The following is a 23,085-nucleotide window of genomic DNA, read 5'->3' as shown; positions in this document are numbered from 1 at the left end:
TTCCGCTGGCTCATGCCCGCGCCCCCCGATCCTCCGAGGCCCGGTCGCCGGGCCGTACCTGCACATGGTCGGGCTCCAGGTCGAGCCGGACCCGCTCCTTCAGCGCGAGCGCGTCGACGAACGCCGCCGGCAGCTGCATCCGACCGTTGCGGTCCAGCACCGCGTACTCCTCGCTGACCAACTCCGTGTTGCCGTCCGCGTCGATCCGGGCGGTCCGGCGTACCTCGGAGGCGGTTCGGCCGTCGCGGATCGCGACGGTCCGGCGGACCTGGGTGGCCACGGCGTGGTCGTGGGTGACGACCACGATCGTCACGCCCAGTTCCGCGTTGATGGTGCGCAGCGCCGCGAAGACCTCCGCGCCGGTCGCCTCGTCCAGCTCACCGGTCGGCTCGTCGGCGAAGAGCACCTCGGGGTCGTTGGCCACCGCCACCGCCACCGCGACCCGCTGCTGCTCGCCGCCGCTGAGCTGCCCCGGCCGCCGGTCGGCGCAGTAGCCCACGCCAACCAGGTCGAGCAGTTCCCGGGCCCGCTCCCGGCGGGCCCTGCGGCTGCGCCTGCCGGCCAACTGCATCGGCAGCTCGACGTTCTCCAGCGCGTTGAGGTACGGCAGCAGGTTGCGGCCGGTCTGCTGCCAGACGAACCCGACCAGCTGCCGCCGGTAGCTCAGCCGCCGCTTGGCCGACAGCGAGAGCAGGTCGTAGTCGGCCACCCGGGCGATACCGGCGGTCGGCGTGTCCAGGCCGGAGAGGATGTTGAGCAGGGTCGACTTGCCGGAACCGGAGGCACCGACGATCGCCACCAGCTCACCCCGGTCGATGACCAGGTCGAGCCCCTGTAGGGCGACCACCTCCACCCCCTCGGTCTTGAAGATGCGCACCAGGCCGTCGCAGACGATGTGCCCGCGGAGACGGTCCTGCCCGCCGGCCCGCTCGGCGGCGCGAAGCGCTGCCCGCTGTTGCAGCGCGGCCAGGTCAGGCACCAGTGGCGTCTGGGCGGTAGCGGTCATCTCAGCTCTCCTCTCCGAGCCGAAGCACCTCTCCGAGGCGCAACCGGCGGTTGTTCAAGGCCTCGACGGCGACCGCGAAGCCGAGGGCGACCGCCCCGAGCGCGAGCACCGCGGCGACCAGACTGGGCTCGAACGCCACCCGGACGGGCACACCACTGGTGAACGCGGACAGGCCGAGCACCGGGTTGAGCAGCAGGGGCAGGACCGCGCCGACGAGCGCACCGGTCAGCACCGACACCGCGACCAGCGGGGTCAACTCGACCAGCAGCAGCCCTCGCCACTGACGGCGGGACAGGCCGAGGGTGCGCAGCCGGGACAGCACCTGGCCCCGGGACCGCGCGCCGGCCAGCACTGTGAACGCGATGGCCAACAGTCCGAGCAGGGTGCCGCCGACGGCACCGCCCAGGAACCCGAAGGCCAGCACCCCGTTCGCCCCGCCCTCGCCGAGATCCCGACGGACGTCCGCCCGGGTGTCGACGGTGACCCCGATCAGCCGTTCCCGACCGGTGACGGCGCCGTCGCGCTGGTAGCGCTCCTGGCCCTGGTCGCCGACGACGCGCAGCGCTTCCGCGTCCAGTGCGTCCCCGGCGATCAGCAGGCTGGTCGGCACGGGTGTGGTGGTCCGCGTCGGCAGGGCCTGCCAGGGCAGGATCACGAACCGGCTGGCGTTCGCCGCCAGCATCGGGAAACCGGCCTCGGTGCCGGCCACCCGGAACTCGTACCGCTCGCCCTGCACCACGACGAAGGCGGAGTCGGCCAGCCCGGCCTTCGCCAGGTCGGCGGCGATCGCCGGTGAGACGATCGCCGGCAGCGGACCCGGGCCGGGCAGGGCGGTGCGCAGCGCGGCCGGAATCGACAGGTCCACCTGGGACTGGCGGGCCACCAGGTCCAACCCCGAGCCGTCGACCAGCAGTACGTCCGTCTGCCCGATGGCGGCGTCCGTGCCGACCTCGTCGGCGGCCAGCCGCTCATCGTCCTCGTACAGCACCCGGGTGACGGCCCGGACCCCCGGCAGGCGACCCAACTCGTCGACGGTGTCGGGTGCGAAGCGCTCCCCCCGGATCACCGCGTCGGCGGGCACGAGCTGCGCGGCGGCGCGTTCCCGGCTCGCGTCGACGCCGGCGGCGACGACCGCGCAGAACGCGGCGGTGCCGATCGCCAGCACCACCACGACCAGCGGGGCGGCGACCGCCGCGCGGCCGGCGCGGGCCGTGCCGAGGAACGCCACGCTGCCCCGGGTCCGCGCGGCCAGCCGACTGACCAGCAACAACGGCCAGGGGTACGCCCGCAGCGCCACTACCGCGGCGGCGACCGCGAGGAGCACGGGCACCGACACGAGCAGCGGGTCCACCTCGCCGAGAGTCAGCCCCCGTCGGCGCAGCAGCACCGCGGCGAGCCCGGCCAGGAGCAGCAGGGAGACCTCCACGGTGAGTCGACGGGCCGACGGGCGCACCCGGATCAGGTCCCGGCGCGCCGCTGCGCCAGCCGGTACGGCCAGCGTCGCCAACGGCAGCGCCAGCGTGACCAGCACGGTCACCGCGATGAGGTACGGCACTGTCGGGTCGGGGGCGCCGGGGACCAGGGTGCCCAGCCACCAGCCCAGCACGGCGGCCACCGGAACCACCAGCACCGACTCGGCGAGGCTGCGCCGGGCGCCGGCGGTGGCCCCGCCGCCGCGGGCACGCAGCAGCACGAACTCGGACCGACGCCGTCTGGTGGCGAGACCTGCCGCGAGCACGATGAGCCCGGCCAGGGTGGCCAGTACGCCGGCTGCGATCACCGCGAGCAGGGTGCGGACCGCGTCGATCTGGGCGGCGAACGCGCGCAACGGAACGTCGACGCCCTGGGTCAGGGCGAGGTCCGCAGGCTGGTTGCGTTGCATCACCTGCAGGCCGTCGATCAGCTGGTCCAGCTCGCGGGCGTCGATCCGGTCGACGCCCAGGCGGTACCGCCAGATCGACTGGATCGGCCAACCCTCCACAGCCCGCTTGTTGAGGGCCGACTGCGCGACGACGCCGGTGATGATGAACGGCTGGCCGTCCCCCACCGGTTCGATGATCTGCAACATTTGGGGCAGCGCGTCCCAGATGCCGTTCGAACGGTCGACGGGGCGGAACAGCCCGGACACCAGCAGCGGGGAACCGTCGACGAGGTTGCCCTTGTCATCGGTGTTGCCGATGCGCAGTTGGCTGCCGGCGCGCAGGTTGAGCTTGCGGGCCACGTCGACGTCGAGCGCCACCTCTATCGGCCGGTCGGGAACGTACGTCTCGCTCGGCCATGCGCCCTCGACCAGGGTGCCCGCGCCCTGGATGTCGGGCATGGCCCGCAGGCCCATGTCGAGCAGCAGGTTGCGGGCCGCCAGATCCGGTCCGACCACCCGGGCCGCCTGGGTCTCGACGCTGTACCACCGCTCGGTCACCGCCGAGCGCACCTGCTCTGGCATCTCCGCGGCCAGGGTGTTGAACCGCTCCACGGCGTTGCCCATCGCGGTCCGCTGCGACGGGGCGGGCGCCATGGTGCTGGTGTACGTGAGGTCCCGGCGTTCCGCCGGCTCGCTGGTGAGTTGCGCTCGCAACCCCTGCTCGGCGAGCCGGTTGACCAGCCGGGGCACCCCACTGATCAGCAGCGTGACCACCAGGGTCAGCACCGCCAACAGCAGGAACTGCCCCCCGTACGCCCGGACCCGCCGGACGGCTGCCCCGACGCTCATCGTTCTCCCCCGATTCGCAGCTGCGCCGCCGCCACCCGCTGACGGATGCCGGTGGCGATGAACGCGCTGAAGGCGAGCGCCGCCAGCAGCAGACCGACCGCGGTCAGGCCGATCGGCACCCAGGGCAGCGCGAACGCCGCCGGGGGGACCGGCCGGCCGGCGGCCGGGGTGAGGATGACCAGTGGGGCCATCGTCGCGCCGACGGCGGTGCCGAGTAGCAACCCGACGCCCACGCCGATGCCGGCGAGGAACGTCTGTTCGGCCAGCAGCGCCCTGGCCATCAGCCGGGGCGTGGCGCCGAGGGTGTGCAGGACCGCGAACTCGCCGAGCCGTCGCCGGGCGGTCGCCCACACGTCCACCATCAGGCCGACGATGGCGAGCAGCACCGCGCCGAGCGCGGCGGCGAGCATTCCGGTACGGGAGCCGCGCCAGTACGGGTCGTCGGCGGCCGCCTCGATGGCCGCCTCCCGGTTGAGCACTGTGACGCCCGGGAGTTCGCTGGCCGCCTGGGCTGCGGCGTTCGCGTCGGCGGTGCGGATCCACCATTCCGGTACGGGTCGCACCATCCCGTCGCTACGGATCAGCGCGTCGACCGCCGCGGGCAGGTCCAGCAGCACGCCGGCCGCGGTGGTGGTCGGCACGGCGCTGAGCTCACCGACCAGTCGCACCGGCAACGTCGCCCCGGAGAGGGTGAGGTCGACGGTGTCGCCGACGTTCATGCTCAGCGCCTCGCTTACCTGCGGGGTCATCAGCACCGGTACGGGCTTGTTGTCCCCGCCCGGCACGACGGAGAACCGTGTCGGCGGCTGGTACGCGAACTGCCCGCCGGGAATCACCTCCACGTCGTGGACGGCGGCGAACCCGGCGCCGTTGGTCCGCACCGGCGTGGATGCCTCGCCGGGGGCGGCCAGCACCCAGTCGCCGCCAAGGTCGGCGGGCTGGGTTGCGCCGTCGGCCATGACCACGCTCAGATCGTCCAGCTCGAGTCGGTAGGCGTTGCCGGCCGCCAGCCCGCCGTCGGCCTCGAATCCGGCCAACCGCAGCCGCGCCCCACCCAGGTCGGGCAGCTGCACGGTGAACCGGGTAGCCCGACCGTCGCCGTCGGCGTTGGTCGCCGGCAACCGTACCGCGAGCCCGTCGGGGCTGGTGACCAGCAGCGTCACCGCGACCCGGACCTGCCGGGCGGCGTTGCTCACCGGGGTACGGACGGTGCCGGTGACGGCGCGCGCCCCGGCGGGCAGTTCGATACCCGCTGGTGCCGCACGCTCATCGATCATGCGCTGGTACTGCTCGGAGGCCGACCCGTCGGCGAGGCGGTCGGCGAGGCGGACGACGCCCGGGGCGCTGGTCGGGTCGACGCCGATCACCGTCGCCGGCAGGTTCTGCCGGCCGACCCGGATCTCGTCCCGCCACACCGGCAGCACCCGGTCCACGCTCGGCAGCGCGGCGAGCTGACCGGTCCGGGTCGGCGGGGCTCCCCCGGCCCGTTCGGTGACGCGGATGTCGGCGCCGACCGTGTAGCCGGCCTGCTCGACCTGGGACCGCTCGCCGGTGCTGATCAGGGACCAGGCCAGGGTGCTGCCGCCGACGGCGAGGGCGAGCAGCAGGACCGGGCCGGCGTGCGGACGCCGACCGGCCTGCCACATGCCGAACATGGTGGCGGTCCACGGACGACGGTCGACGAACCGCTCCGCGAACCGGGTGAGCGGTGGGAGCACCCGCAGCGCCAGCACGGCACCGGCCAGCACGCCGAGTGTGGGGGCGGCGACCAGCAGCGGGTCGAGGCCGAGCCGACCGCCCGAGCCGGCCAGCGGCGAGGCGTAGCGGCGTAGCTGCACCCAGGCGAGCACGGCCAGCGCCACCAGCACCAGGTCGACGCTGGCGCGTTGGACGCTCGCGGCCCGGTTCGGGCGGGATCGGGCCGCCATGTCCGCGACGTACGTCCCGGCGCCGCGCAGCGTCGGCAGGACCATGGCGACGAGGCAACCGGCCGCGGTGGCCGCTGCCGCCGCCCAGATCAGTGTGGTGTTGCCGCCGGCGGTGGAGAGGTCACTCGACCCGCCGGGCCGGATGTACCGCAGCGCCTCACCGGCGATCAGCGGACCGAGCACGGCCGCCGGGGCGACCACCAGGGTCGCCTCCCGGGCGGCCAGGCCGGCCAACTGCCGACGGGCGGCGCCACGGGCGCGTAGCAGCGCGGTCTGTGGGCGACGGTCCTCGTGCAGCAGCGCGGCGACGAGCACCAGCGCGTACCCGCCGAGCACCAGGATGAGCAGCAGCGGGGTGGCCAGCGACGAGCGACCCACCAGGTCGGCGCGGGAGATCCGGTCCAGCAGCTGCGCCATCTTCGTCACCGCCTGCCCGGAGCTGCCCAGTTGGGCAGCCTCGGGCACTGCCGACAACGCCTCGGTGAGGGCTTTCCGAACGGCGGGCAGGTCGGCGGTGTCGACGCCGCCGAGGTCCGGTTGGGCGAGCCAGGACGCCGACACGGAGCCCGGGAAGGTGGCCGCGAAGTCCGCCGGGTCGAGCGTGAACGGGCCGTACGAGGTTCCGGAACCGGCGCTGCCCGCTCCCACGCCGGGGGCCAGCAGCCAGTACGCGTCGGTCGGGTCGCGGGGCCGCCAGGTGCCGGCGAGCACCAACTCTCCCCGTCGTTCGGTGGCCCGGTCCCGCACCGGGACGCGTTCGCCGACGGTCAGGCCGAGGGTGCCGGCGACCCGCTCGGGCAGGCTCACCTGGATGGGATTGGCTCCGGGGCGGGGCCAGGCACCGCTGGTCAGCTCGGCGTGGCTGGCGAGGTCGTCGAGCGTGGCCAGGCTCGCGAAGACCGGTTCGTCGGCGGTACGCGGAATCTGCCCGAGGTCGCCGGTCAGCTCCCGGCCGGTGCCGTACCGGGCGGCGGTGACAGCGACCGGGACGCCGCCGAGCCCGGTGGCGAACTCGGCGCGGACCGCCTTGTCCCGGGTTGCGAACTCCGCCGCGTCCCGCCCGCCCGAGCCACTGACCAGTAGGCCGCGCTCCTCGGCGGGCGAGGCGGCGACGAGAGCCCGCTGCCCGGCGTCGACGGCCCGACGGTTGTAGTCGGACAGTCCCGTGACCAACGCGACGGCGACGAGGGCAGCGATCACCGCCGCCATCAGCAACCCGCGCGCCTCCCGGGCCCGCCTCCACACCAGCTTCATCCGACGCCTCCCCTGGCCCTGGCGGGCCGACGACCATCAAGACAGGCCACCTACCGGGAAAGGTTCGCGCCCGTTACTTGATCGTTATTACGGGAGGGTCGGCCGAAGCCGGGCGGCTAGCTGCCGCGTCGAACGTTGCGGATGCCGAACACCACCGCGCCGATCACCAGCAGGACGCCGATGCCCTGCAGGCCCGGGGAGTCATCGGCCCCGCCGAGGACGACGGCGGCGACGCCGAGCGCCACCCCGAGGACCGCGGCAGCGATCAGGGCGTACCTCATGGGGTTTCCTCCTCCACCCACTCGAGCAGGTCTCCGGGCTGGCAGTCGAGCACCCGGCACATCGCTTCCAGGGTGCTGAACCGGACGGCCTTGGCGCGGCCGTTCTTGAGCACCGCCACGTTGGCCGGCGTGAGCCCGACGCGCTCGGCGAACTCACCGACGCTCATCTTGCGCTTGGCCAACTCGACGTCGATGCGGACGACGATGGGCATCAGATCACCGCTTCCATGTCGCTGCGCAGCGTGGTGGCCTGCCGCAGCAGCGCACGCATCACCACCATGAGGAGCCCCAGCACGGTGACGCCCACCGTCAGGAGGAAGAGCAGGAGGGGTAGTCCCGGGTCGTCCGCGTTGAAGCCGACCCAGAGGAAGACGCCCACCAGCACCACCCAGGCGGCGGCGATGGCCCACACGATGGCGTCCACCCACTTGAGCGACGCCTCGGTGAAGATGCGGTCGCTCTTGACCAGGCTGAGCAACTGCCACGTCGCGACGATGACCACCTGGACGCAGAGCACCCAGAACACCGTCACGGCGGTCGCCGGCCAGCGCAGGTGGGCGTCCTGCGGCGACTGCTCAGCCATGTACGCGAACTGGCCGGGCAGCGAGAGGGTCTGGAACACGACCAGCACCCCGAACAGCACCACGAGAAAGACTCTGAGAGCGGCAACCGCTCGATGCTCAGTAACCATGCATCGAGTTTCGCTCGCTACCTATCGAAAGTCAATCGGTTCGTCAGTTGCCGCCTGTTGCGCCGGGCGCGTCGGCCGCCGAGGACGGTCTGGCCTTCTGCGGGTAGAACGCCTCGTGCCGGGCCAACATGGCGACGAAGTCGACGATCTTCCGCTCGCGGGTCTCCGCCCGCTTGACCGCGTTGAGGCGGTGAATGAGGGCGAACCGGTTGGCCTTGGTGAGCACGTCGAACATGGCCTGCGCAGCGGGTTCGGCGGCGATCGCGGCGAGGAGGTCGGCCGGCACCTCCGCCTCCGACGGCGGGGCGTACGCCGCCGCCCACCGACCGTCCGCCTTCGCCGCATCCACCGCGGCCCGACCCGGTGGCAGCATCCGTCCCTGTTCCTCCAGCCGGGCAACGTTCGCCACGTTGCGTTGCGACCACGAGCTGCGGGACCGGCGCGGGGTGAACCGGATCCACGAGGACCCCTCGTCCCGCTTACGGGCCTGCCCGTCGATCCAGCCGAAGCACAGGCCCTCGTCGACCGCCTGCTGCCAGGTCACCGTCGTGACCGTGCCGCCCTTTTTGGTCAGCGCGAGCCAGACACCGGGCGACGAGGCGTGGTTCGCCGACAACCAGGCGCGCAGCGCGTCGGCGTCAGCGACGATCAGCTCGTCCAGCTCAGCGCTCGTCATGCCGGCAGGCTAACCCCCGGGTCTGACAGTCGGTGCCCGCCGTGGGACTCGACCAACGCGTCCGCCACCACGTCGGCGTCGGCGTCGGCCACCTGCGCCGGGTACTCCGGCAGCAGGTCGTCCCAGGCGACCAGCCACGACCCGAACAACTGGGCCTGCCCCTCCGGCCGAGCGAAGAACCAGATGTGCAGGTGGGCGCCGCCGTCGCCGAAGCGGTAGACGTGGGCGCGTGAGATGTGCGGCAGCGCCTGCACGTGGCGGACGATGCGGGTGCTCAACAACCCCAGCTCGGCGGCCAACTCGTCGGGCAGGTCCGCCATGTCGTAGTGCTCGCGCGGCAACAGCATGAGCACCAGCGGGACACCCACACCCTCGATCCGGGTCAGCCGCCACCGCTCGTTGAACCAGATCCCTTCGTCCCGCTTGCGGCAGGCGTCGCAGTCTGACGGATCCTCGCCGTGGCGCGGCGGCTCGGGGAGCACCGGCGGCCGCAGCGGCGCCACGCGAAGTCCGTCCGGCTCGAACGGACTGATCTCCCACCCGGTCATGCGCGCCAGGGGAAGGCGGCGCTCGTCGTCCGCGGCGGCAACCGCGTGGTCGTAGAACTCATCCGGTCGCATGGCCATGCGACACAGGCTAGTCGACAAGATCCACATTGGTACGACGAGAGCTACGTGGCCCGACGGCGGGCCGTCGCCGAGTGGCAGCCCACCGAAGACGCCCCACCTCCCGACCGCCGTGCCGACTGGCGGCACCGGGTCGGGTTCCGTTCGATGGTGGCAGTCGGTCGGCCTATGTTCGATGGTGGATGCCGGTCGGCCGCCGTTCGGCGATGGCAGCCGGTCGGCCTCCGTTCGGCGGTGGCAGTCGGTCGGCCTATGTTCGTTGGTGGTAGTGGTTGCGGCGCGGAATCTGGTCTGGATCGAGCCAGGCCGGCGGCACGAACTCGGGGTGTCCGTTGCCGCCCAGCCGGACCAACCAGTCGGTCTGGTGGATGTGCCGGTGGTGGTGGCCGCAGAGCAGCACCGCGTTGTCGAGGCTGGTCGGGCCCCCGTCGGCCCAGTGCCGGATGTGGTGGGCGGCGCACCAGCGGGGTGGCCGGTCGCAGCCGGGGAAGGCGCAGCCGCCATCGCGAAGCACCAGGGCCCGGCGCAGGGGGCCGGTGACAAGGCGACGCTGTCGGCCCACGTCGAGCACCTGCCCGGCGCCGCCGAGCACGGCGGGCAGGATGGCCGCGTCGCATGCGAGTTGGCGCACCGTGTCGGGGGTGAGCCGCAGGCCGACGTCGAGGGTCCCGCCACCCACCTGCCGTGCCAGCCCGTCGTAGTCGATGGTGACGACGAGTTGGGCGGGGTCGCCGCCGTTCTCGGGCAGCTCGCCGGTGCGCAGCGCCAGCCGACACACGTCCGCGAGGGCGTCGTGGCGGCGCTGCCCGGCACAGCGGGTGTCGTCGGGGCCGGCGGGCGCGCTGAGTGGGTCGATGACGGCACGCAACAGTGCTGCGGCCTCCGCGTCGAGGGTGCCGCTGAGCCGTAGCCGCCCGCCGGCCTGCTCGGAGATGGTGACGTGTCGGTCGCGGGTGGCCCGGGCGGCCTCGGCGGCCAGGGCCGCTGCGGCGGCAGCGTCGGCGAGGTCGGGAGCGACGTGGTCGAGGATGCGGGTGCCGAGTTTGCGGAGCAGGGTGGGGTCGAACTGCCTGGCCCACTCGACCAGCACACCGACGGCCTTGTCGGCCACCTCGGAGCCCGCCGACGCCGTCACCGTGGCGGCCGTCTCGGCGATGACCCGGGCCTGCTCCACGCTGACCGCCCCGCTCGCCAGGGCGTCACGCACCGCGGGTGGCGCAACGTCGATCGAAGCCGCGAGGCCGACCAGCCGACGCGCGGCCGAGACATCGAGACGTAGCCGCTCGCGCAACCACACCGCTGTGGAGGACGCGCCCTGCGCCAGCGCGACGCCGCGCCCGTCCAACTCCCGGACGACCGCCAACTGCACCGCCGCCAGCCGCTGCTGCAACCGGTGCGTGGCGTCGAGCGCCGCGATGAGATCGCGCTCGGAGAGGGCCCAGGCGGCAGCGTCGGCACAGCTCACCACTGCCGCCTCGGCCCGCACCAACTCATCGATCACATACAAACTCTAGAACAGGTGTACGACAAAAATTCGGCCGTCACAGACGTGCGGAACCACCGGCGCAGGCGCCGCACGGAATGCCTGTCGCCAAGATCCGCACAACATCAGCGATGTTGCTGTCTCCCACCCACCGGAGGCAGCAACATCGGGAAAGTTGCTCGAACCTTGGCGCGACGCGGTGCAAGGCGGCGCGGAGGGCGCGGCGCAAGGCGGGGCGGCGCAAGGCCGGGGCGGCGCAAGGCCGGGGCGGCGCAAGGCCGGGGCGGCGCAAGGCCGGGGCGGCGCAAGGCCGGCCCGCTGGCCCCACCCGGGAGACCCGTCAGGGACCGTCGGGGGTGCGCTTGGCGCGGCTGGGCTGCACCCGCTTGGGTTCGCCGGGCATCTTCGGGTGGTCCGGCGGGTACGGCAGGTCGCCCTGGCCGGCGGCGGCGTCGCGCTCGGCCCACTCCAGCAGCGGGGTGATGTCCCATGGTGTGTCGTCGATGCCGGCGTGCGGGTCACTGCGCTCGGCGAGCCGCGCCGGGACGGTGCGCAGGTCGAAGTCGTCCGGGTCGACGTCGGGCAGCTCGTCCCAGGTGACCGGGGTCGAGACGGTGGCCCGCGCGTTGGCCCGCAGCGAGTACGCGCAGGCGATCGTCCGGTCCCGCGCCATCTGGTTGAAGTCGACGAACACCCGGGTGCCGCGCTCCTCCTTCCACCAGGCGGTGGTGACCAGGTCGGGGTTGCGGCGCTCCACCTCCCGGGCCAGCGCGATGGTGGCCCGGCGCACCTCGGTGAACGTCCAGCGGGGTTGGATGCGCAGGTAGACGTGCACGCCCCGGCCACCGGAGGTCTTCGGCCAACCAATCGCGCCCAGCTCGTCGAGGAGCGCACGGACCTCCCCGGCGGCCCGGGCCGCGTCGGCGAAGTCGGTGCCGGGCTGCGGATCCAGGTCGATGCGCAGCTCGTCGGGACGGTCGACGTCGGCGGCCCGCACCGGCCACGGGTGGAAGACGATGGTGCCCATCTGCGCCGCCCAGGCCACGTGCGCGAGGTCGACCGGGCACAGCTCCGCCGCGCTCCGGCCGCTCGGGAAGGTGATCTGGGCGGTCGTCACCCACGGCGGAACCCCTCGGGTGGGCACCCGCTTCTGGAAGAACGCCTCGCCCTCGACGCCCTCGGGGAAGCGTTGCAGGGTGGTCGGCCGGTTCCGCAGGGCGCGCATGATCCCGTCGCCGACCGCGAGGTAGTAGTGGAAGACGTCCGCCTTGGTGAACCCCCGCTGCGGGAAGATCACCCGATCCGGACTGCTCAGTCGGACGGTGTGCCCGGCCACCTCGATCTCGGCGGCCGTGGCCTTGGTGCCACCCATCCCGCGACCTTATGCCACGCCCCCGACGTTCGACGTACCGTTGACGGGTGAGTCTTGACGACAACGAGCTGCCCCGTACCGACGAAGAGTGGCGGGTCCGGCTGACCCCCGAGGAGTTCCACGTCCTGCGGGAGGCCGGCACCGAACGCCCGTGGACAGGCGAGTACGTGGACACGAAGACCCAGGGGGTCTACCACTGCCGCGCCTGCGGGCTGGAGCTGTTCTCCAGCGACACCAAGTTCGACTCGCACTGTGGCTGGCCGAGCTTCGACGACGCCATCCCGGGCCGGGTCAAGGAGATCGAGGACCGCAGCCTCGGCATGGCCCGCACGGAGATCCGCTGCGCCCGCTGCGACAGCCACCTCGGGCACGTCTTCCACGGCGAGGGTTTCACCCCGAAGGACACCCGGCACTGCGTCAACTCGGTCTCCATCAAGCTGGAACCCCGCTGACCACGGAGCCACTCACTGCGTACCCCTGAGCAGCTCGATCTCGGCGGTCCGGGACTGTTCGACGCGCCGGGCCAGGTCGCGGACCCGGTCGTCGCGGCCGACGTCGACGTGGGATCGGGCCAGGTCGGCAGCCGATCGTTGGTGGTCGGCGAGCACCTCGCGCAACACCCGGTCGACGTCCGCGTCCGGCGCGGTCCGCAGCCGGTCGAGCGCGGCGTCGTCGCCGTGCCCGTCGTGGTGGTGTGCCGCCGCGCTGGCGCCCGGCCCGGCCGTGGCCAGCCAGCCGCGCATCGTGGTCAGCTCGTCGGCCTCGGTCGCCTCGATGGCGGCGGCCAGGGTGCGCAGCGCATCGTCGCGCAGCCGGTCCCGGGCCAGCCGGACGATCTGCAGGGTGCGTTCGCTGTGCCCGACCATGGTGCTGAGGAACACCACGTCGATCCCGCTCATCGCGGCCCCGTCGGTCGACGATCCGACGCCCGCGGACCCGGCCGGCGCTGAGCTGGCCGGGGACGCGGGGGCCGGCTGCGGCACTGCCGACGGACTCGACGTGGGTGATCCGGCGCACGCTCCGCTGAGCAGCAGAGCGGCGACGAGGGACGCCAGTGGGGTACGGCGGGGCATGCCGATGCTCCGTTCACGCGAGGGTGGCGACACGGGTGCGACCGACCGGCCGCACCCGTGCGGTCAGACCTGGAGCCAGAGCGCCGGTACGTTCGGCGGCTCCCAGCCCGCGATCGCGGTGTGCGCCTGCCGGCAGCGGTACGTCGCTCCGCCGTAGGTGACCTGGTCGCCGACCTGGTACGCCCGACCGGCCGCCCAGGTGCCGCCCTGCGCGGGTGGAGTGGTCGGCGTGGGGGTCGGGGTGGGCCGTGGGGTCGCCGTGGGGGTGGGTGTGGGAGTGGGGGTGGGGGTGGGGTTCGTCCCGCCGCCGCCGATCTGCACGTCGATGCAGGAGTAGAAGGCGTTCGCCGTGTCGGAGATGTTCCACACCGCGAGGATCTTCTGCCGGCCGGTGAAGCCGCCGAGGTTGACGTTGTGCGAGACGGTGGCGCCGGGCTGCTGACCGTTGCCGTTGACCACGCCGACGCGGGTGTTGCCGATCCAGTACTCCCAGTTGCTGGTGGCGTGCCGGGCGGTGTTCACCCAGGTGAAGGTCAGCGAGCTGCCCACCGAGGTGGCCGGCCAGCCCCGACTGTCGTCGTTGAGGACGGCGAACTGGGCGATTCCGGCGTTGCAGCTGCGCAGACCCTTGGGCCCTTCGACGCTCTGCGGCTCGTACTTGATCTGCCCGCAGTCGGGCACCCGGCCCTGCGCGCAGAGCGCCTGCCGGCTCGGTGGGGCGGAGACGTAACCGTGCGCCTGCGCGGGGGCGGCGACGGTCAGGGTGGCGGCGACGGCGCCCGCCGCCACCAGCGGAACAGTGATTCTTCGACGCATCGGGGCAGCTCCTTCTCCAGGTGCGGTGAGGTGCCCCTCAACGTAATTTAAACATTGTTAACAGTAAAGACTCTCATCGATAAATACATCGATGGTGACGGTTTTCTTCTCAGAGCCGCAGCAGGCTGCCCCGGTCGTCGACCTGATCGGCGGACTCGTCGTCCAACCAGACGCCGCCGGTGCCGAGGTACCGGAACCGGTGCTCCCCCGGCGGCAGTTTCACCGTCACCGTCCTGGTGCCGTCGCGGCGGGCCACCAACTCGTGTCGACCCGGCTCCCAGCCGTTGAAGGAGCCGACGACGCTCACCGGGCCGGGCGGGACGTCACGGGGCAGGCAGAAGGTGACCCGGGTCTGGTTGCCGAAGAGCCTGTTGCGCTTGATCACGGTGATCCTCCGGGGGTCGCGGCGGTTCACCAGGCACAACGGGCAACACGCCGACGCCGACACGCCGCCACCCGGGTCAGGCGTCGACGTTCCGCCGCGCGCCCCGACAGCCCTGGGGGATTCTGTAGGCACTTGTCCACGTAACGGAGGTTTTTCGGTGGCAACCTGCGAGGTCTGCGGCAACGACTACTGGATGGCGTTCGAGGTGCACACCGTCAGCGGCGACGTGCACACCTTCGACTCGTTCGAATGCGCGATCCACCGGATGGCACCCATCTGCGAGCACTGCCAGGTCAAGATCGTCGGGCACGGTGTCGAGGTCAACGGCCGCTTCTTCTGCTGCGCGCACTGCGCCCGCGCCGTCGAGGGCGCGGTGGGCGCGGAGGTCCGCGACGCCGTCGGCGCCCGCCCGGCCTGACCGCGCCAAACCGGCCGCGGGTCAGCCGGGCCACCAGACTGGGGTACGGTCGTCGCCATGCGACCGTTTCTGGGCGTCCTGCCCCCGCCGCGCTCCTGAGCGGAGCGCCGCGCCTCTCGCCGACCGGGTGACCTGACCCCGCTCGGCCATCCTGTCGTACGCGCTCCGTCGACGTCGTCCCCGTCAACGGCTGACCCTTCGGAGCGCTCCCGTGTCCATCACCCGTACCCCGTTGCCGGCCGCCTCGGCCGCCCGCCACGCCGCCCGCAGCGGCCTGATCCAGATCACCGTCACCGGCGTGCTGTGGGGCACCACCGGCGTGGCGGTGCAACTCCTGCGCGAGGGCACCGGGCTCAGCCCGGTGAGCATCGGCTTCCACCGCCTCGCCATCGCCGCGCTCGTGCTGCTGGCCTGCACCGCCGGCCGGCTCCGCACGATCGTGTCCACGCTGCGCGCCGCACCCGTACCGCTGCTGCTCACCGGCGTCGGCCTCGGCCTCTACCAGGCGCTCTACTTCGCCGCCGTGGCCTGGGCCGGCGTCAGCGTGGCCACCATCGTCAGCCTGGGCCTGGCCCCGGTGCTCGCCGCCGCCTGGGAGTCGGTGCAGGCCCGCCGGCTCCCCGGCCCGCTGCGCCTCGGCACGCTGGTCGCGGCGGTGGCCGGCCTCGTCCTGATCACCGGCGCCACCGGGCAGCCCGGCGCGGCGGCGCCCGCCCCGCTGCTCGGCCTGCTCGCGGCGGCCGGCTCGGGCCTCGGGTACGCGGTGACCACCCTGATCAGCCGCCAGGTGTCGCAGCGCACCGCGCCGATGACCCTGACCACCATCTCCACGGTGGTCGGCGCGCTGACCCTGGCGCCGTTCGCCTTGGTCGCCGGGGTCGGCCTGCCGGTACGCCTGGACACCGTGGCGCTGCTGCTGCACCTCGGCGTGGTCACCACGGCGGTCGCGTACGCGTTGTTCTACGCCGGACTGCGCACCACCCCGGGCAGCGTCGCGGCCGTGCTGACGCTGCTCGAACCGCTCACCGCCGCGGCGCTCGCGGTGGCGCTGCTGCGCGAACCGCTTCCCCTGCCGGTGATCGTCGGCGGCGTCCTGCTGCTTACCGCCGTGGCCGCCACCTACCTCGCGCCCGACCGGGCGGACAGCAGGTGAAACCGCCCGACCTACGATCGGTGGATGCCCCAGCAGACCACCGAGGTCCGGACGGCCTCCTTCGCCGACCTGAACACCCGCACCTTCCACGACCTGCTCAAGCTGCGCATCGACGTGTTCGTGGTGGAGCAGAACTGCCCGTACCCGGAGCTCGACGGGCGCGACGTCGAGCCGGGCACCCGCCACCTCTGGCTCACCGACGGCGGCGCGCCCCTGGCGTACCTGCGGATTCTGGCCGACCCGGACGGCACCGCCCGGATCGGTCGGGTGGTGGTGGCCCCGGCGGCGCGCGGCGGCGGACACGCCGGCCGGCTGATGAGCGCGGCGCTGGAGGTGGTGGGCAACCGGCGGTGCGTGCTGGAGGCCCAGTCGCACCTGGTTGGGTTCTACGCCCGGCACGGCTTCGCGGTCAGCGGCCCCGAGTACGTCGAGGACGGCATCCCGCACACGCCGATGCGACGCGAACCCATTGACGTGTGACGATCAAACTGGCATCGTGCCGGGTAGCGCCGTCGCGGGAGCCAGCGATGAGGCCTGGGAGTGGGCAACTCCCGGCGATCCGGGTGTCGACGTCCGACCTCATCCCCCCGGGGGCTCCATGTCCACTCTCACCCGATCACGACGCGTGCTCTGGCTGTTCGCCATCGTGGCGACCACCACGCTCCTGTTGACGACCGCACTGACCACCGTGCTGACCAAGCCCGCCTCGGCGCACGGTTCGGTCGTCGACCCGGCCTCGCGCAACTACAGCTGCTGGCAGCGGTGGGGCGGCGACTTCCAGAACCCTCGGATGGCCACCGAGGACCCGATGTGCTGGCAGGCCTGGCAGGCCGACCCGGCCGCCATGTGGAACTGGAACGGCCTGTTCCGCGAGGGCGTGGGGGGCAACCACCAGGCCGCCGTCCCCGACGGCCAGCTGTGCAGCGGCGGACGCACCCAGAGCCCCCGCTACAACGCGCTGGACACCGTCGGCGCCTGGAAGACCACGGCGGTGTCGAACAACTTCCGGCTGCGCTTCTTCGACCAGGCCAGTCACGGAGCCGACTACATCCGGGTGTACGTGACCAAGCAGGGCTTCAACTCCGCCACCCAACCGCTGGGCTGGGGCAACCTGGAGTTGGCGGGCCAGATCGGCAACACCCCGGCCTCGCAGTGGGACCCGGACACCGGTGGCGTCTCGATCCAGATCCCGGTCAGCGCGCCCGGACGCACCGGGCGGCACATCGTCTACACCGTCTGGCAGGCCAGCCACTTCGACCAGTCGTACTACCTGTGCAGCGACGTCGACTTCGGCGGCGGCTCGACCACCCCGCCGACGACCACTCCCCCGCCGACGACCCCGCCGCCCACCACCCCGCCGCCGACGACACCCCCGCCGACGACCCCGCCGCCGGCCGGTGCCTGCACGGCGACGTACCAGGTCACCGGTCAGTGGTCCGGTGGCTTCCAGGCCGACGTGAAGGTGACCGCTGGCGGTTCACCCACCCGGGGCTGGTCGGTCACCTGGAACTACGCCAACGGCCAGCAGGTCACGTCTTCGTGGAACGCGACGGTCAGCAGCAGCGGCACGCAGGTCACCGCGCGCAACGCCGCGCACAACGGCACCCTCGCCGCCGGAGCGAGCACCACGTTCGGATTCCTCGGCTCGTGGAACGGCAGCAACCCGGTTCCGCTGGTCTCCTGTACGACGACCAGTTGACCCCCGTCCGGCGCCGCACCCGGGCGGGGGTGCGGCGCCGGCCGGCGGGCGTCAGACCAGGCAGTTGACGATCTCGGCCACCGAGCGGCGGCGGCCGGTGTAGAACGGGACCTCTTCGCGGACGTGCCGGCGGGCGCCGGAGGCGCGCAGGTCCCGCATCAGGTCGACGATCCGGTGCAGTTCGTCGGCCTCGAAGGCGAGCATCCACTCGTAGTCACCGAGCGCGAACGAGGCGACAGTGTTGGCCCGCACGTCCGGGTAGCCGCGGGCCATCTTCCCGTGCTCGGCCAGCATCTCGCGCCGCTCGGCGTCGGGCAGCAGGTACCACTCGTACGAGCGGACGAACGGGTACACACAGATGTAGGCGCGGGCCTCCTCGCCGGCCAGGAACGCCGGGATGTGGCTCTTGTTGAACTCCGCCGGCCGGTGCAGTGCCATCTGCGACCACACCGGCGTCAGCGCCCGCCCCAGCGTGGTGCGACGCAACCGCAGGTACGCGTCCTGCAACGCGTCACTGGACGCGGAGTGCCACCAGATCATCACGTCCGCGTCGGCGCGCAGCCCGGAGACGTCGTACACGCCCCGGACCACCACGTCCTTGCCGGCCAACTCCTCGAAGAGGGACTCGACCTCGCCGGTGACGTTGTCCCGCAGCGACGGCAGCGGGGCGCTGGCCCGGAACACGGACCACATGGTGTAGCGGATGCTGTCGTTCAGCTCCCGCAACCGGGCCGCGTTGGTCTGCTCGGTCATCTCGCCGATCCTCCCAGTGCTGTGATGATCTCCTCGGCCGCCGTCTCGCCGGAGCGGACGCAGACCGGGATACCGACGCCGTCGTAGCCGGCGCCGGCGAGGGCCACTGTGGGGTGCGCGGCCCGCAACGCCGTCCGCGCGGCGGCGAGCCGGTCGGCGTGCCCCGGCGCGTACTGCGGCAGGGCCCCGCCCCACCGCTGCACGTGCCCGTCGACCGGGGCGGGTAGCGGGGTGCCGAGCACCGCCGACAGCTCGCGGTGCACGGTGGCCGCCAGGTCCGCGTCCGGGCGCTGAAGCTGCGACTCCTCGCCGTACCGGCCCACCGAGGCGCGCACCACCGCCAACCCGTCCGGCCGGCGCAGGTGCCCCCACTTGGTGGTGAAGAACGTCGCCGCCTTGATCAGCAACCCCTCGGTGCTCGGCACCAGGAAGCCGGACAGCTCGGGCAGGCGCGGCTGCGGCAACGCCATGGTGACCAGCGCGACGCTCGCGTAGTCCAACGCGCCGACGCCCGCCGCCACCGCCGGCGCCGCGCCGGCGAGCAGCCGGGCGGCCGGTCGCGCCGGCACCGCCAGCACCACGGCGTCCACGTCCACCAGCTCCGGGTCCCGGGTCGGGCCGACGGTGAGCCGCCAACCGGTGCCGGTCGCTGTCAGTTCACGCACTGCGGCGTCGCGCCGTACCGTCGCGCCGCTGGCCGTCACCGCTGCCTCGACCAGGGTGCTCAGCCCGCCGACCAGGGTGCCGAAGACCGGGGCGCCGGGCACCCGCGGCGCGGCGGCCTGCGCGGCCCGGACCGCGCCGACCAGGGTGTGCTCCACCCGGGCCGTCCGGGCCAGCGCCGGCATCGTGGTGACCAGGGACAGATCGTCGGCGCGGCCCGCGTACACGCCGCCCAGCATCGGGTCGACCAGCCGATCGACCACCTCGTCCCCGAAGCGGGACCGGACCAGCGCACCGACCGAGACGTCCTCGTCCGGCCCGACCAGCGGCCGGCCACCGTCGGTGTCGGCGTCCGCGGCCGGGCGGGCGACGGTGGCCACCCGATCCAGATCCCCGGGTACGCCCACCAGGGTGCCGCCCGGGATGGGGCGCAGCCCTCCGTCGACGACCAGCGCGGCCTGCCCCACCGTGGGGTGCACGATCCTCTCGGCCAGCCCGAGCCGGCGGGCCAACGCCACCGCCGCGCTCTCGGCGCCCGTCGGGTCGCGCATCAGGAACGACTCCGCGCCGAACTCCACCGGCTGACCGGCCAGTTCCCCGGTACGCAGCTTGCCGCCCAGCGCGCCGGACTGCTCGTACACGGTGATCTCGGTGCCGGCCGGTGCGCGGTCGCGCAAGCGGACCGCGGCGGCCAGCCCGGCGATCCCGCCGCCGACCACCGCCACCCGCCAGGGCTGCCGCGTCACGTTTCTCAGCCCTGGTCGGCTCGGCGGCTGGACAGTTCGTGCACCAGCGCGACCACCCGGGTCAGCACCTCCGGATCGGTCTCCGGCAGCACCCCGTGGCCGAGGTTGAAGACGTGCCCGGGGGCCGCCCGGCCCTGCTCCAGGATGCGGCGCACCTCGGCCTCCACGACCGGCCACGGCGCGAGCAGCACGCACGGGTCCAGGTTGCCCTGCACCGCCTTGTCCGGGCCGATGCGGCCGGTGGCCACGTCCAGCGGCGTCCGCCAGTCGACGCCGACCACGTCCGCGCCGGCCTCGCCCATCGCGCCGAGCAGCTCGGCGGTGCCCACCCCGAAGTGGATCCGCGGCACCCCGGCGGACGCCAACCCGCTCAGCACGGCTGTCGAGTGCGGCAACACGAAACGGCGGTAGTCGGCCTCGGAGAGCGCGCCGGCCCACGAGTCGAACAGCTGCACGGCGGACACCCCGGCCTCGATCTGCACCCGCAGGAACGCCAGCGTCACCTCGGCCAGCCGGGCGCAGAGCGCGTGCCACAGCTCGGGGTCGCCGTACATCAGAGCCTTGGTTTTCGCGTGGGTGCGCGACGGCCCGCCCTCGACCAGGTAGCTGGCCAGCGTGAACGGCGCACCGGCGAACCCGATCAGCGGGGTGTCGCCCAGCTCGACCACCAACTGCCGGACGGCCTCGTCCACGTACGGGACGTCGTCGCGGGTGATCGGGCGGATCCGCTCCACGTCGGCGGCGGTGCGGATCGGCTCGGCGACGACCGGGCCGGTGCCCGGCACGATGTCCAGGTCGATCCCGGCCGCGGCGACGGGCACCACGATGTCGCTGAACAGGATGGCCGCGTCCACCCCGTGCCGGCGCACCGGCTGGAGGGTGATCTCGGTGACCAGCTCCGGCCGGCGGCAGGACTCCAGCATCGGCACGCTCGCCCGGATCTCCCGGTACTCCGGGAGGGAGCGGCCGGCCTGGCGCATGAACCAGACGGGCGTGTGCGGGCCGGGGCGGCGACGACAGGCCCGGATGAAGGGCGAGTCGGCTGGTCCGCCGGGGCGTGGGTCTCCGTCTCGGGCGACAGTGCCCGTGGTGTCCGTGCTCATCGCCGCAATCGTGCCACGCCCACCAGCCCCAACCGGGTGGGGGTGAGAGGAAGGGCACCGTTCCTTACCCCCGAACCGGCGTGGGGGCCCTCGGTGAGCGTCGGCGCGCCGTCGAAGCGGCGGGCGGACGTCGGCATAGGCTGCCACCATGGCCCCCCCGATCGCGCTCCCGGAGACGTTCGCCCGCGCGGTCGCCGGGCTGCGGTCGGCCGCCCCCCGGCCGGAGATCACCCTGGAGGAGGTCGGCGCTCCCCAGCGGCTGGCCCCGTACGCGTTCGCGCTCTCCGCGACGGTGCTGCGCGACGACGACGAGGTGGCGACCGGTCGGCTGATCCTGCTGCACAACCCGGCCGGGCACGAGGCGTGGCAGGGCACCCTGCGGCTGGTCACCTACGTGACCGCCGAGTTGGAGGTCGACCTGGCCGCCGACCCGCTGCTGCCCGGGGTCGGCTGGACGTGGCTGACCGACGCGTTGGACGCCCAGGACGCCGGCCACCGCGCGATCGGCGGGACGGTGACGCAGACCATGTCGACCCGGTTCGGCGATCTTGCCGGGCCACCGACCATCGGTGACATCGAGATCCGCGCGTCCTGGACGCCGGTCGACGACGACCTGACCCCGCATCTGCTCGGCTGGTGCGCGCTGCTCGCCTCCACCGCCGGCCTCCCCCCGCCCGGTGTCACCGCCCTCTCCGACCGGCGTCCGGCCGGCGCGGCCTGATGGTCGGCATGCGGCTGGCAACTTTGCGGACACCTGGCCGACACACGCCGGACCGGCTGCACCCACCGGATCTCCGCGCGCACTAGGGTTGTCAGGTGACCGACGAACCACCCCTGCGCCGTCGGCCCACCGAGGAACTTCCGGGAAACGCGCCCCAGCACCCGCCGTCGGCCCAGCCGCAGCCGGCGGGCGAGGGGGCTGACCCGGCCGACGGTGGGCCAGTTCCGCTGACCGCCCCGCGTGACGGCACCCCCGATCCGGTGGCCGCCCCGGCCCAGCTCGCCGAGGTCGTGGCCCGCTTCGCGGCGGGCACCGGCCCGGTCGCCCTGGACGCCGAACGCGCTTCCGGCTACCGCTACAGCCAACGCGCGTACCTGGTGCAGCTGCGCCGGGCCGGTTCGGGCACGGCGCTGATCGACCCGCTGCCGCTGCCCGACCTCAGCGCGCTGGACGCGGTGATCGGTGAGGCCGAGTGGGTTCTGCACGCGGCCAGCCAGGATCTTCCCTGCCTGGCCGAGGTGGGGCTGCGCCCGCGCCGACTGTTCGACACCGAACTGGCGGCCCGGCTGGCCGGTTTCGAACGCGTCGGGCTGGCCGCGCTCACCGAGCAGCTGCTCGGGTTCACCCTGGAGAAGCACCACTCGGCGGCCGACTGGTCGAGCCGACCGCTGCCCGAGTCGTGGCTGACGTACGCCGCCCTCGACGTGGAGCTGCTCACCGACCTGCGGGACGCGCTCGACGCGGAGTTGACCCGGCAGGGCAAGTCGGCCTGGGCCGCGGAGGAGTTCGCCGCGCTGGTCCGCACCGGGGCCCGCCCGCCCCGGGTGCGCGCGGAGCCGTGGCGGCGCACCTCGGGCATCCACCGGCTGCGGGGGGCGCGGGCCCAGGCCCGGGTCCGCTCGATGTGGTACGCCCGGGACCAGATCGCGGCCCGGCGGGACGCCGCTCCCGGGCGGGTGTTGCCCGACTCGGCGATCATCGCCGCGGCGGAGCTGGACCCGAAGGACGAGAAGGCCCTGCTGACCCTGCCCGGCTTCGGTGGTCGGTCGGTCCGTCGGCTGGCCCGCACCTGGCTGGCCGCGCTCGACGACGCCCGGCAGCTGCCGGAGGATTCCCTGCCGGTCTCGCCGGCGGTGGAGGGCCCGCCTCCGCCGCACCGGTGGGCCGAACGGGACCCGGTGGCGGCGGGTCGGCTGGCCCGTTGCCGGGAGGTCGTGATCCGCATCGCCGGTGAGCACAACCTGCCGCCGGAGAACCTGATCACTCCGGACTCGATCCGCCGGTTGGCCTGGACCCCACCGGAGGAGATCACCCCGGAGTCGGTGGCGGAGACCCTGCGCGGCCTCAACGCCCGAGAGTGGCAGATCAACCTCCTCACCCCCGACCTGACCGAAGCCCTGACCCCCACCCCCTAACCCCACCCCCACACCCACCCCCCGAGCCCGGGTGATCATGAGGTTGACGGGCCTTTGGGAGATCCACAGCCCCGTCAAGCTCATGATCGCCGGAGGCTGGACGGGCGGGGGTG

The 23,085-nt window shown here is 73.3% G+C and carries 23 protein-coding genes; 7 read left to right on the top strand and 16 right to left on the bottom strand.

Translation table 11 applies throughout. The features are described 5' to 3' along the window. Window positions 1-10: 10 nt before the first annotated feature. The 10 genes from ACX27O_RS14385 to ligD all read right to left on the bottom strand — a co-directional run bounded on the left by ACX27O_RS14385 (window position 11) and on the right by ligD (window position 12,027). A complete protein-coding gene (locus tag ACX27O_RS14385) occupies window positions 11-1,006 on the bottom strand; it encodes an ABC transporter ATP-binding protein (protein WP_030336210.1) in 996 nt (331 codons plus the stop codon). A gap of 1 nt (window position 1,007) precedes the next feature. Continuing rightward, the gene (locus ACX27O_RS14380; protein WP_358126910.1) at window positions 1,008-3,716 is read right to left on the bottom strand and encodes an FtsX-like permease family protein; all 2,709 of its coding nucleotides are present in this window, start codon (window positions 3,714-3,716) and stop codon (window positions 1,008-1,010) included. Beyond that, window positions 3,713-6,898, bottom strand: coding sequence for an FtsX-like permease family protein (locus ACX27O_RS14375; protein WP_458939549.1), 3,186 nt, complete (start codon window positions 6,896-6,898; stop codon window positions 3,713-3,715). Before ACX27O_RS14375 ends, ACX27O_RS14380 begins: the two co-directional genes overlap by 4 nt. 116 nt (window positions 6,899-7,014) lie before the next feature. Further along, window positions 7,015-7,179, bottom strand: coding sequence for a hypothetical protein (locus ACX27O_RS14370; RefSeq protein WP_210866457.1), 165 nt, complete (start codon window positions 7,177-7,179; stop codon window positions 7,015-7,017). Beyond that, a complete protein-coding gene (locus ACX27O_RS14365) occupies window positions 7,176-7,391 on the bottom strand; it encodes a helix-turn-helix domain-containing protein (RefSeq protein ID WP_030336216.1) in 216 nt (71 codons plus the stop codon). Before ACX27O_RS14365 ends, ACX27O_RS14370 begins: the two co-directional genes overlap by 4 nt. Beyond that, window positions 7,391-7,825, bottom strand: coding sequence for a DUF2975 domain-containing protein (locus ACX27O_RS14360; RefSeq protein WP_245233731.1), 435 nt, complete (start codon window positions 7,823-7,825; stop codon window positions 7,391-7,393). Before ACX27O_RS14360 ends, ACX27O_RS14365 begins: the two co-directional genes overlap by 1 nt. An 88-nt stretch (window positions 7,826-7,913) precedes the next feature. Next, entirely contained in the window at window positions 7,914-8,546 is a 633-nt protein-coding gene (locus tag ACX27O_RS14355) for a YdeI/OmpD-associated family protein (protein WP_030336220.1), read from the bottom strand. Next, on the bottom strand, window positions 8,543-9,172 hold the full coding sequence (locus tag ACX27O_RS14350; RefSeq protein WP_210866458.1) for a hypothetical protein: 630 nt from the start codon (window positions 9,170-9,172) through the stop codon (window positions 8,543-8,545). The genes ACX27O_RS14355 and ACX27O_RS14350 overlap by 4 nt, the downstream gene beginning before the upstream one ends. Before the next feature lie 250 nt (window positions 9,173-9,422). Beyond that, window positions 9,423-10,673, bottom strand: coding sequence for an HNH endonuclease signature motif containing protein (locus ACX27O_RS14345; protein WP_210866459.1), 1,251 nt, complete (start codon window positions 10,671-10,673; stop codon window positions 9,423-9,425). Between the two features lie 322 nt (window positions 10,674-10,995). Beyond that, on the bottom strand, window positions 10,996-12,027 hold the full coding sequence (gene ligD, locus ACX27O_RS14340; protein ID WP_458939548.1) for a non-homologous end-joining DNA ligase: 1,032 nt from the start codon (window positions 12,025-12,027) through the stop codon (window positions 10,996-10,998). 47 nt (window positions 12,028-12,074) lie between these two features. Here ligD and msrB point away from each other — a divergent pair, with 47 nt between their 5' ends. Further along, entirely contained in the window at window positions 12,075-12,479 is a 405-nt protein-coding gene (msrB, locus tag ACX27O_RS14335) for a peptide-methionine (R)-S-oxide reductase MsrB (protein ID WP_030336225.1), read from the top strand. 12 nt (window positions 12,480-12,491) lie between these two features. On the opposite strand, the gene ACX27O_RS14330 is transcribed toward msrB, so the two are convergent. The 3 genes from ACX27O_RS14330 to ACX27O_RS14320 all read right to left on the bottom strand — a co-directional run bounded on the left by ACX27O_RS14330 (window position 12,492) and on the right by ACX27O_RS14320 (window position 14,301). Continuing rightward, on the bottom strand, window positions 12,492-13,100 hold the full coding sequence (locus tag ACX27O_RS14330; protein WP_458939547.1) for a DUF305 domain-containing protein: 609 nt from the start codon (window positions 13,098-13,100) through the stop codon (window positions 12,492-12,494). Window positions 13,101-13,163: 63 nt separating this feature from the next. Beyond that, on the bottom strand, window positions 13,164-13,916 hold the full coding sequence (locus tag ACX27O_RS14325) for a lytic polysaccharide monooxygenase (RefSeq protein WP_458939546.1): 753 nt from the start codon (window positions 13,914-13,916) through the stop codon (window positions 13,164-13,166). 109 nt (window positions 13,917-14,025) lie between these two features. Next, window positions 14,026-14,301, bottom strand: coding sequence for an isoamylase early set domain-containing protein (locus tag ACX27O_RS14320; RefSeq protein WP_030336230.1), 276 nt, complete (start codon window positions 14,299-14,301; stop codon window positions 14,026-14,028). A gap of 157 nt (window positions 14,302-14,458) precedes the next feature. Between ACX27O_RS14320 and ACX27O_RS14315 the strand changes: the two genes are divergently transcribed. From ACX27O_RS14315 to ACX27O_RS14300, 4 genes are all read left to right on the top strand, one after another. Beyond that, window positions 14,459-14,719, top strand: a complete 261-nt coding sequence (locus ACX27O_RS14315) for a hypothetical protein (RefSeq protein ID WP_030336232.1) — start codon at window positions 14,459-14,461, stop codon at window positions 14,717-14,719. A 211-nt stretch (window positions 14,720-14,930) separates the two neighbouring features. Continuing rightward, on the top strand, window positions 14,931-15,872 hold the full coding sequence (locus ACX27O_RS14310; protein WP_156057870.1) for a DMT family transporter: 942 nt from the start codon (window positions 14,931-14,933) through the stop codon (window positions 15,870-15,872). A 24-nt stretch (window positions 15,873-15,896) separates the two neighbouring features. After that, window positions 15,897-16,352 (top strand): GNAT family N-acetyltransferase, encoded by a 456-nt coding sequence (locus ACX27O_RS14305; protein ID WP_030336235.1) that lies wholly within the window; start codon window positions 15,897-15,899, stop codon window positions 16,350-16,352. 118 nt (window positions 16,353-16,470) lie between these two features. Next, window positions 16,471-17,571 (top strand): lytic polysaccharide monooxygenase auxiliary activity family 9 protein, encoded by a 1,101-nt coding sequence (locus ACX27O_RS14300; RefSeq protein WP_458939545.1) that lies wholly within the window; start codon window positions 16,471-16,473, stop codon window positions 17,569-17,571. Between the two features lie 51 nt (window positions 17,572-17,622). On the opposite strand, the gene hemQ is transcribed toward ACX27O_RS14300, so the two are convergent. Genes hemQ through hemE form a run of 3 tightly spaced genes read right to left on the bottom strand, consistent with a single transcriptional unit; the run spans window position 17,623 to window position 20,836 of the window. Continuing rightward, window positions 17,623-18,324: a hydrogen peroxide-dependent heme synthase gene (gene hemQ / locus ACX27O_RS14295; RefSeq protein ID WP_030336238.1), complete on the bottom strand. Its 702-nt coding sequence runs from the start codon at window positions 18,322-18,324 to the stop codon at window positions 17,623-17,625. Further along, window positions 18,321-19,733, bottom strand: a complete 1,413-nt coding sequence (hemG, locus tag ACX27O_RS14290) for a protoporphyrinogen oxidase (protein WP_030336240.1) — start codon at window positions 19,731-19,733, stop codon at window positions 18,321-18,323. The genes hemQ and hemG overlap by 4 nt, the downstream gene beginning before the upstream one ends. Before the next feature lie 5 nt (window positions 19,734-19,738). Then, the gene (gene hemE, locus ACX27O_RS14285) at window positions 19,739-20,836 is read right to left on the bottom strand and encodes a uroporphyrinogen decarboxylase (RefSeq protein ID WP_210862286.1); all 1,098 of its coding nucleotides are present in this window, start codon (window positions 20,834-20,836) and stop codon (window positions 19,739-19,741) included. Between the two features lie 148 nt (window positions 20,837-20,984). On the opposite strand from hemE, the gene ACX27O_RS14280 reads away from it, so the two are divergent. Further along, the gene (locus ACX27O_RS14280) at window positions 20,985-21,557 is read left to right on the top strand and encodes a DUF3000 domain-containing protein (RefSeq protein WP_030336243.1); all 573 of its coding nucleotides are present in this window, start codon (window positions 20,985-20,987) and stop codon (window positions 21,555-21,557) included. Window positions 21,558-21,652: 95 nt separating this feature from the next. Next, window positions 21,653-22,972 (top strand): ribonuclease D, encoded by a 1,320-nt coding sequence (locus tag ACX27O_RS14275; protein ID WP_357633751.1) that lies wholly within the window; start codon window positions 21,653-21,655, stop codon window positions 22,970-22,972. The last annotated feature ends 113 nt before the right edge of the window (window positions 22,973-23,085 follow it).

Source organism: Micromonospora sp. SD19, assembly GCF_054462275.1.
Note: the sequence above shows the minus strand (reverse complement) of the source record. Positions and strands in the feature narration are given on the sequence as shown.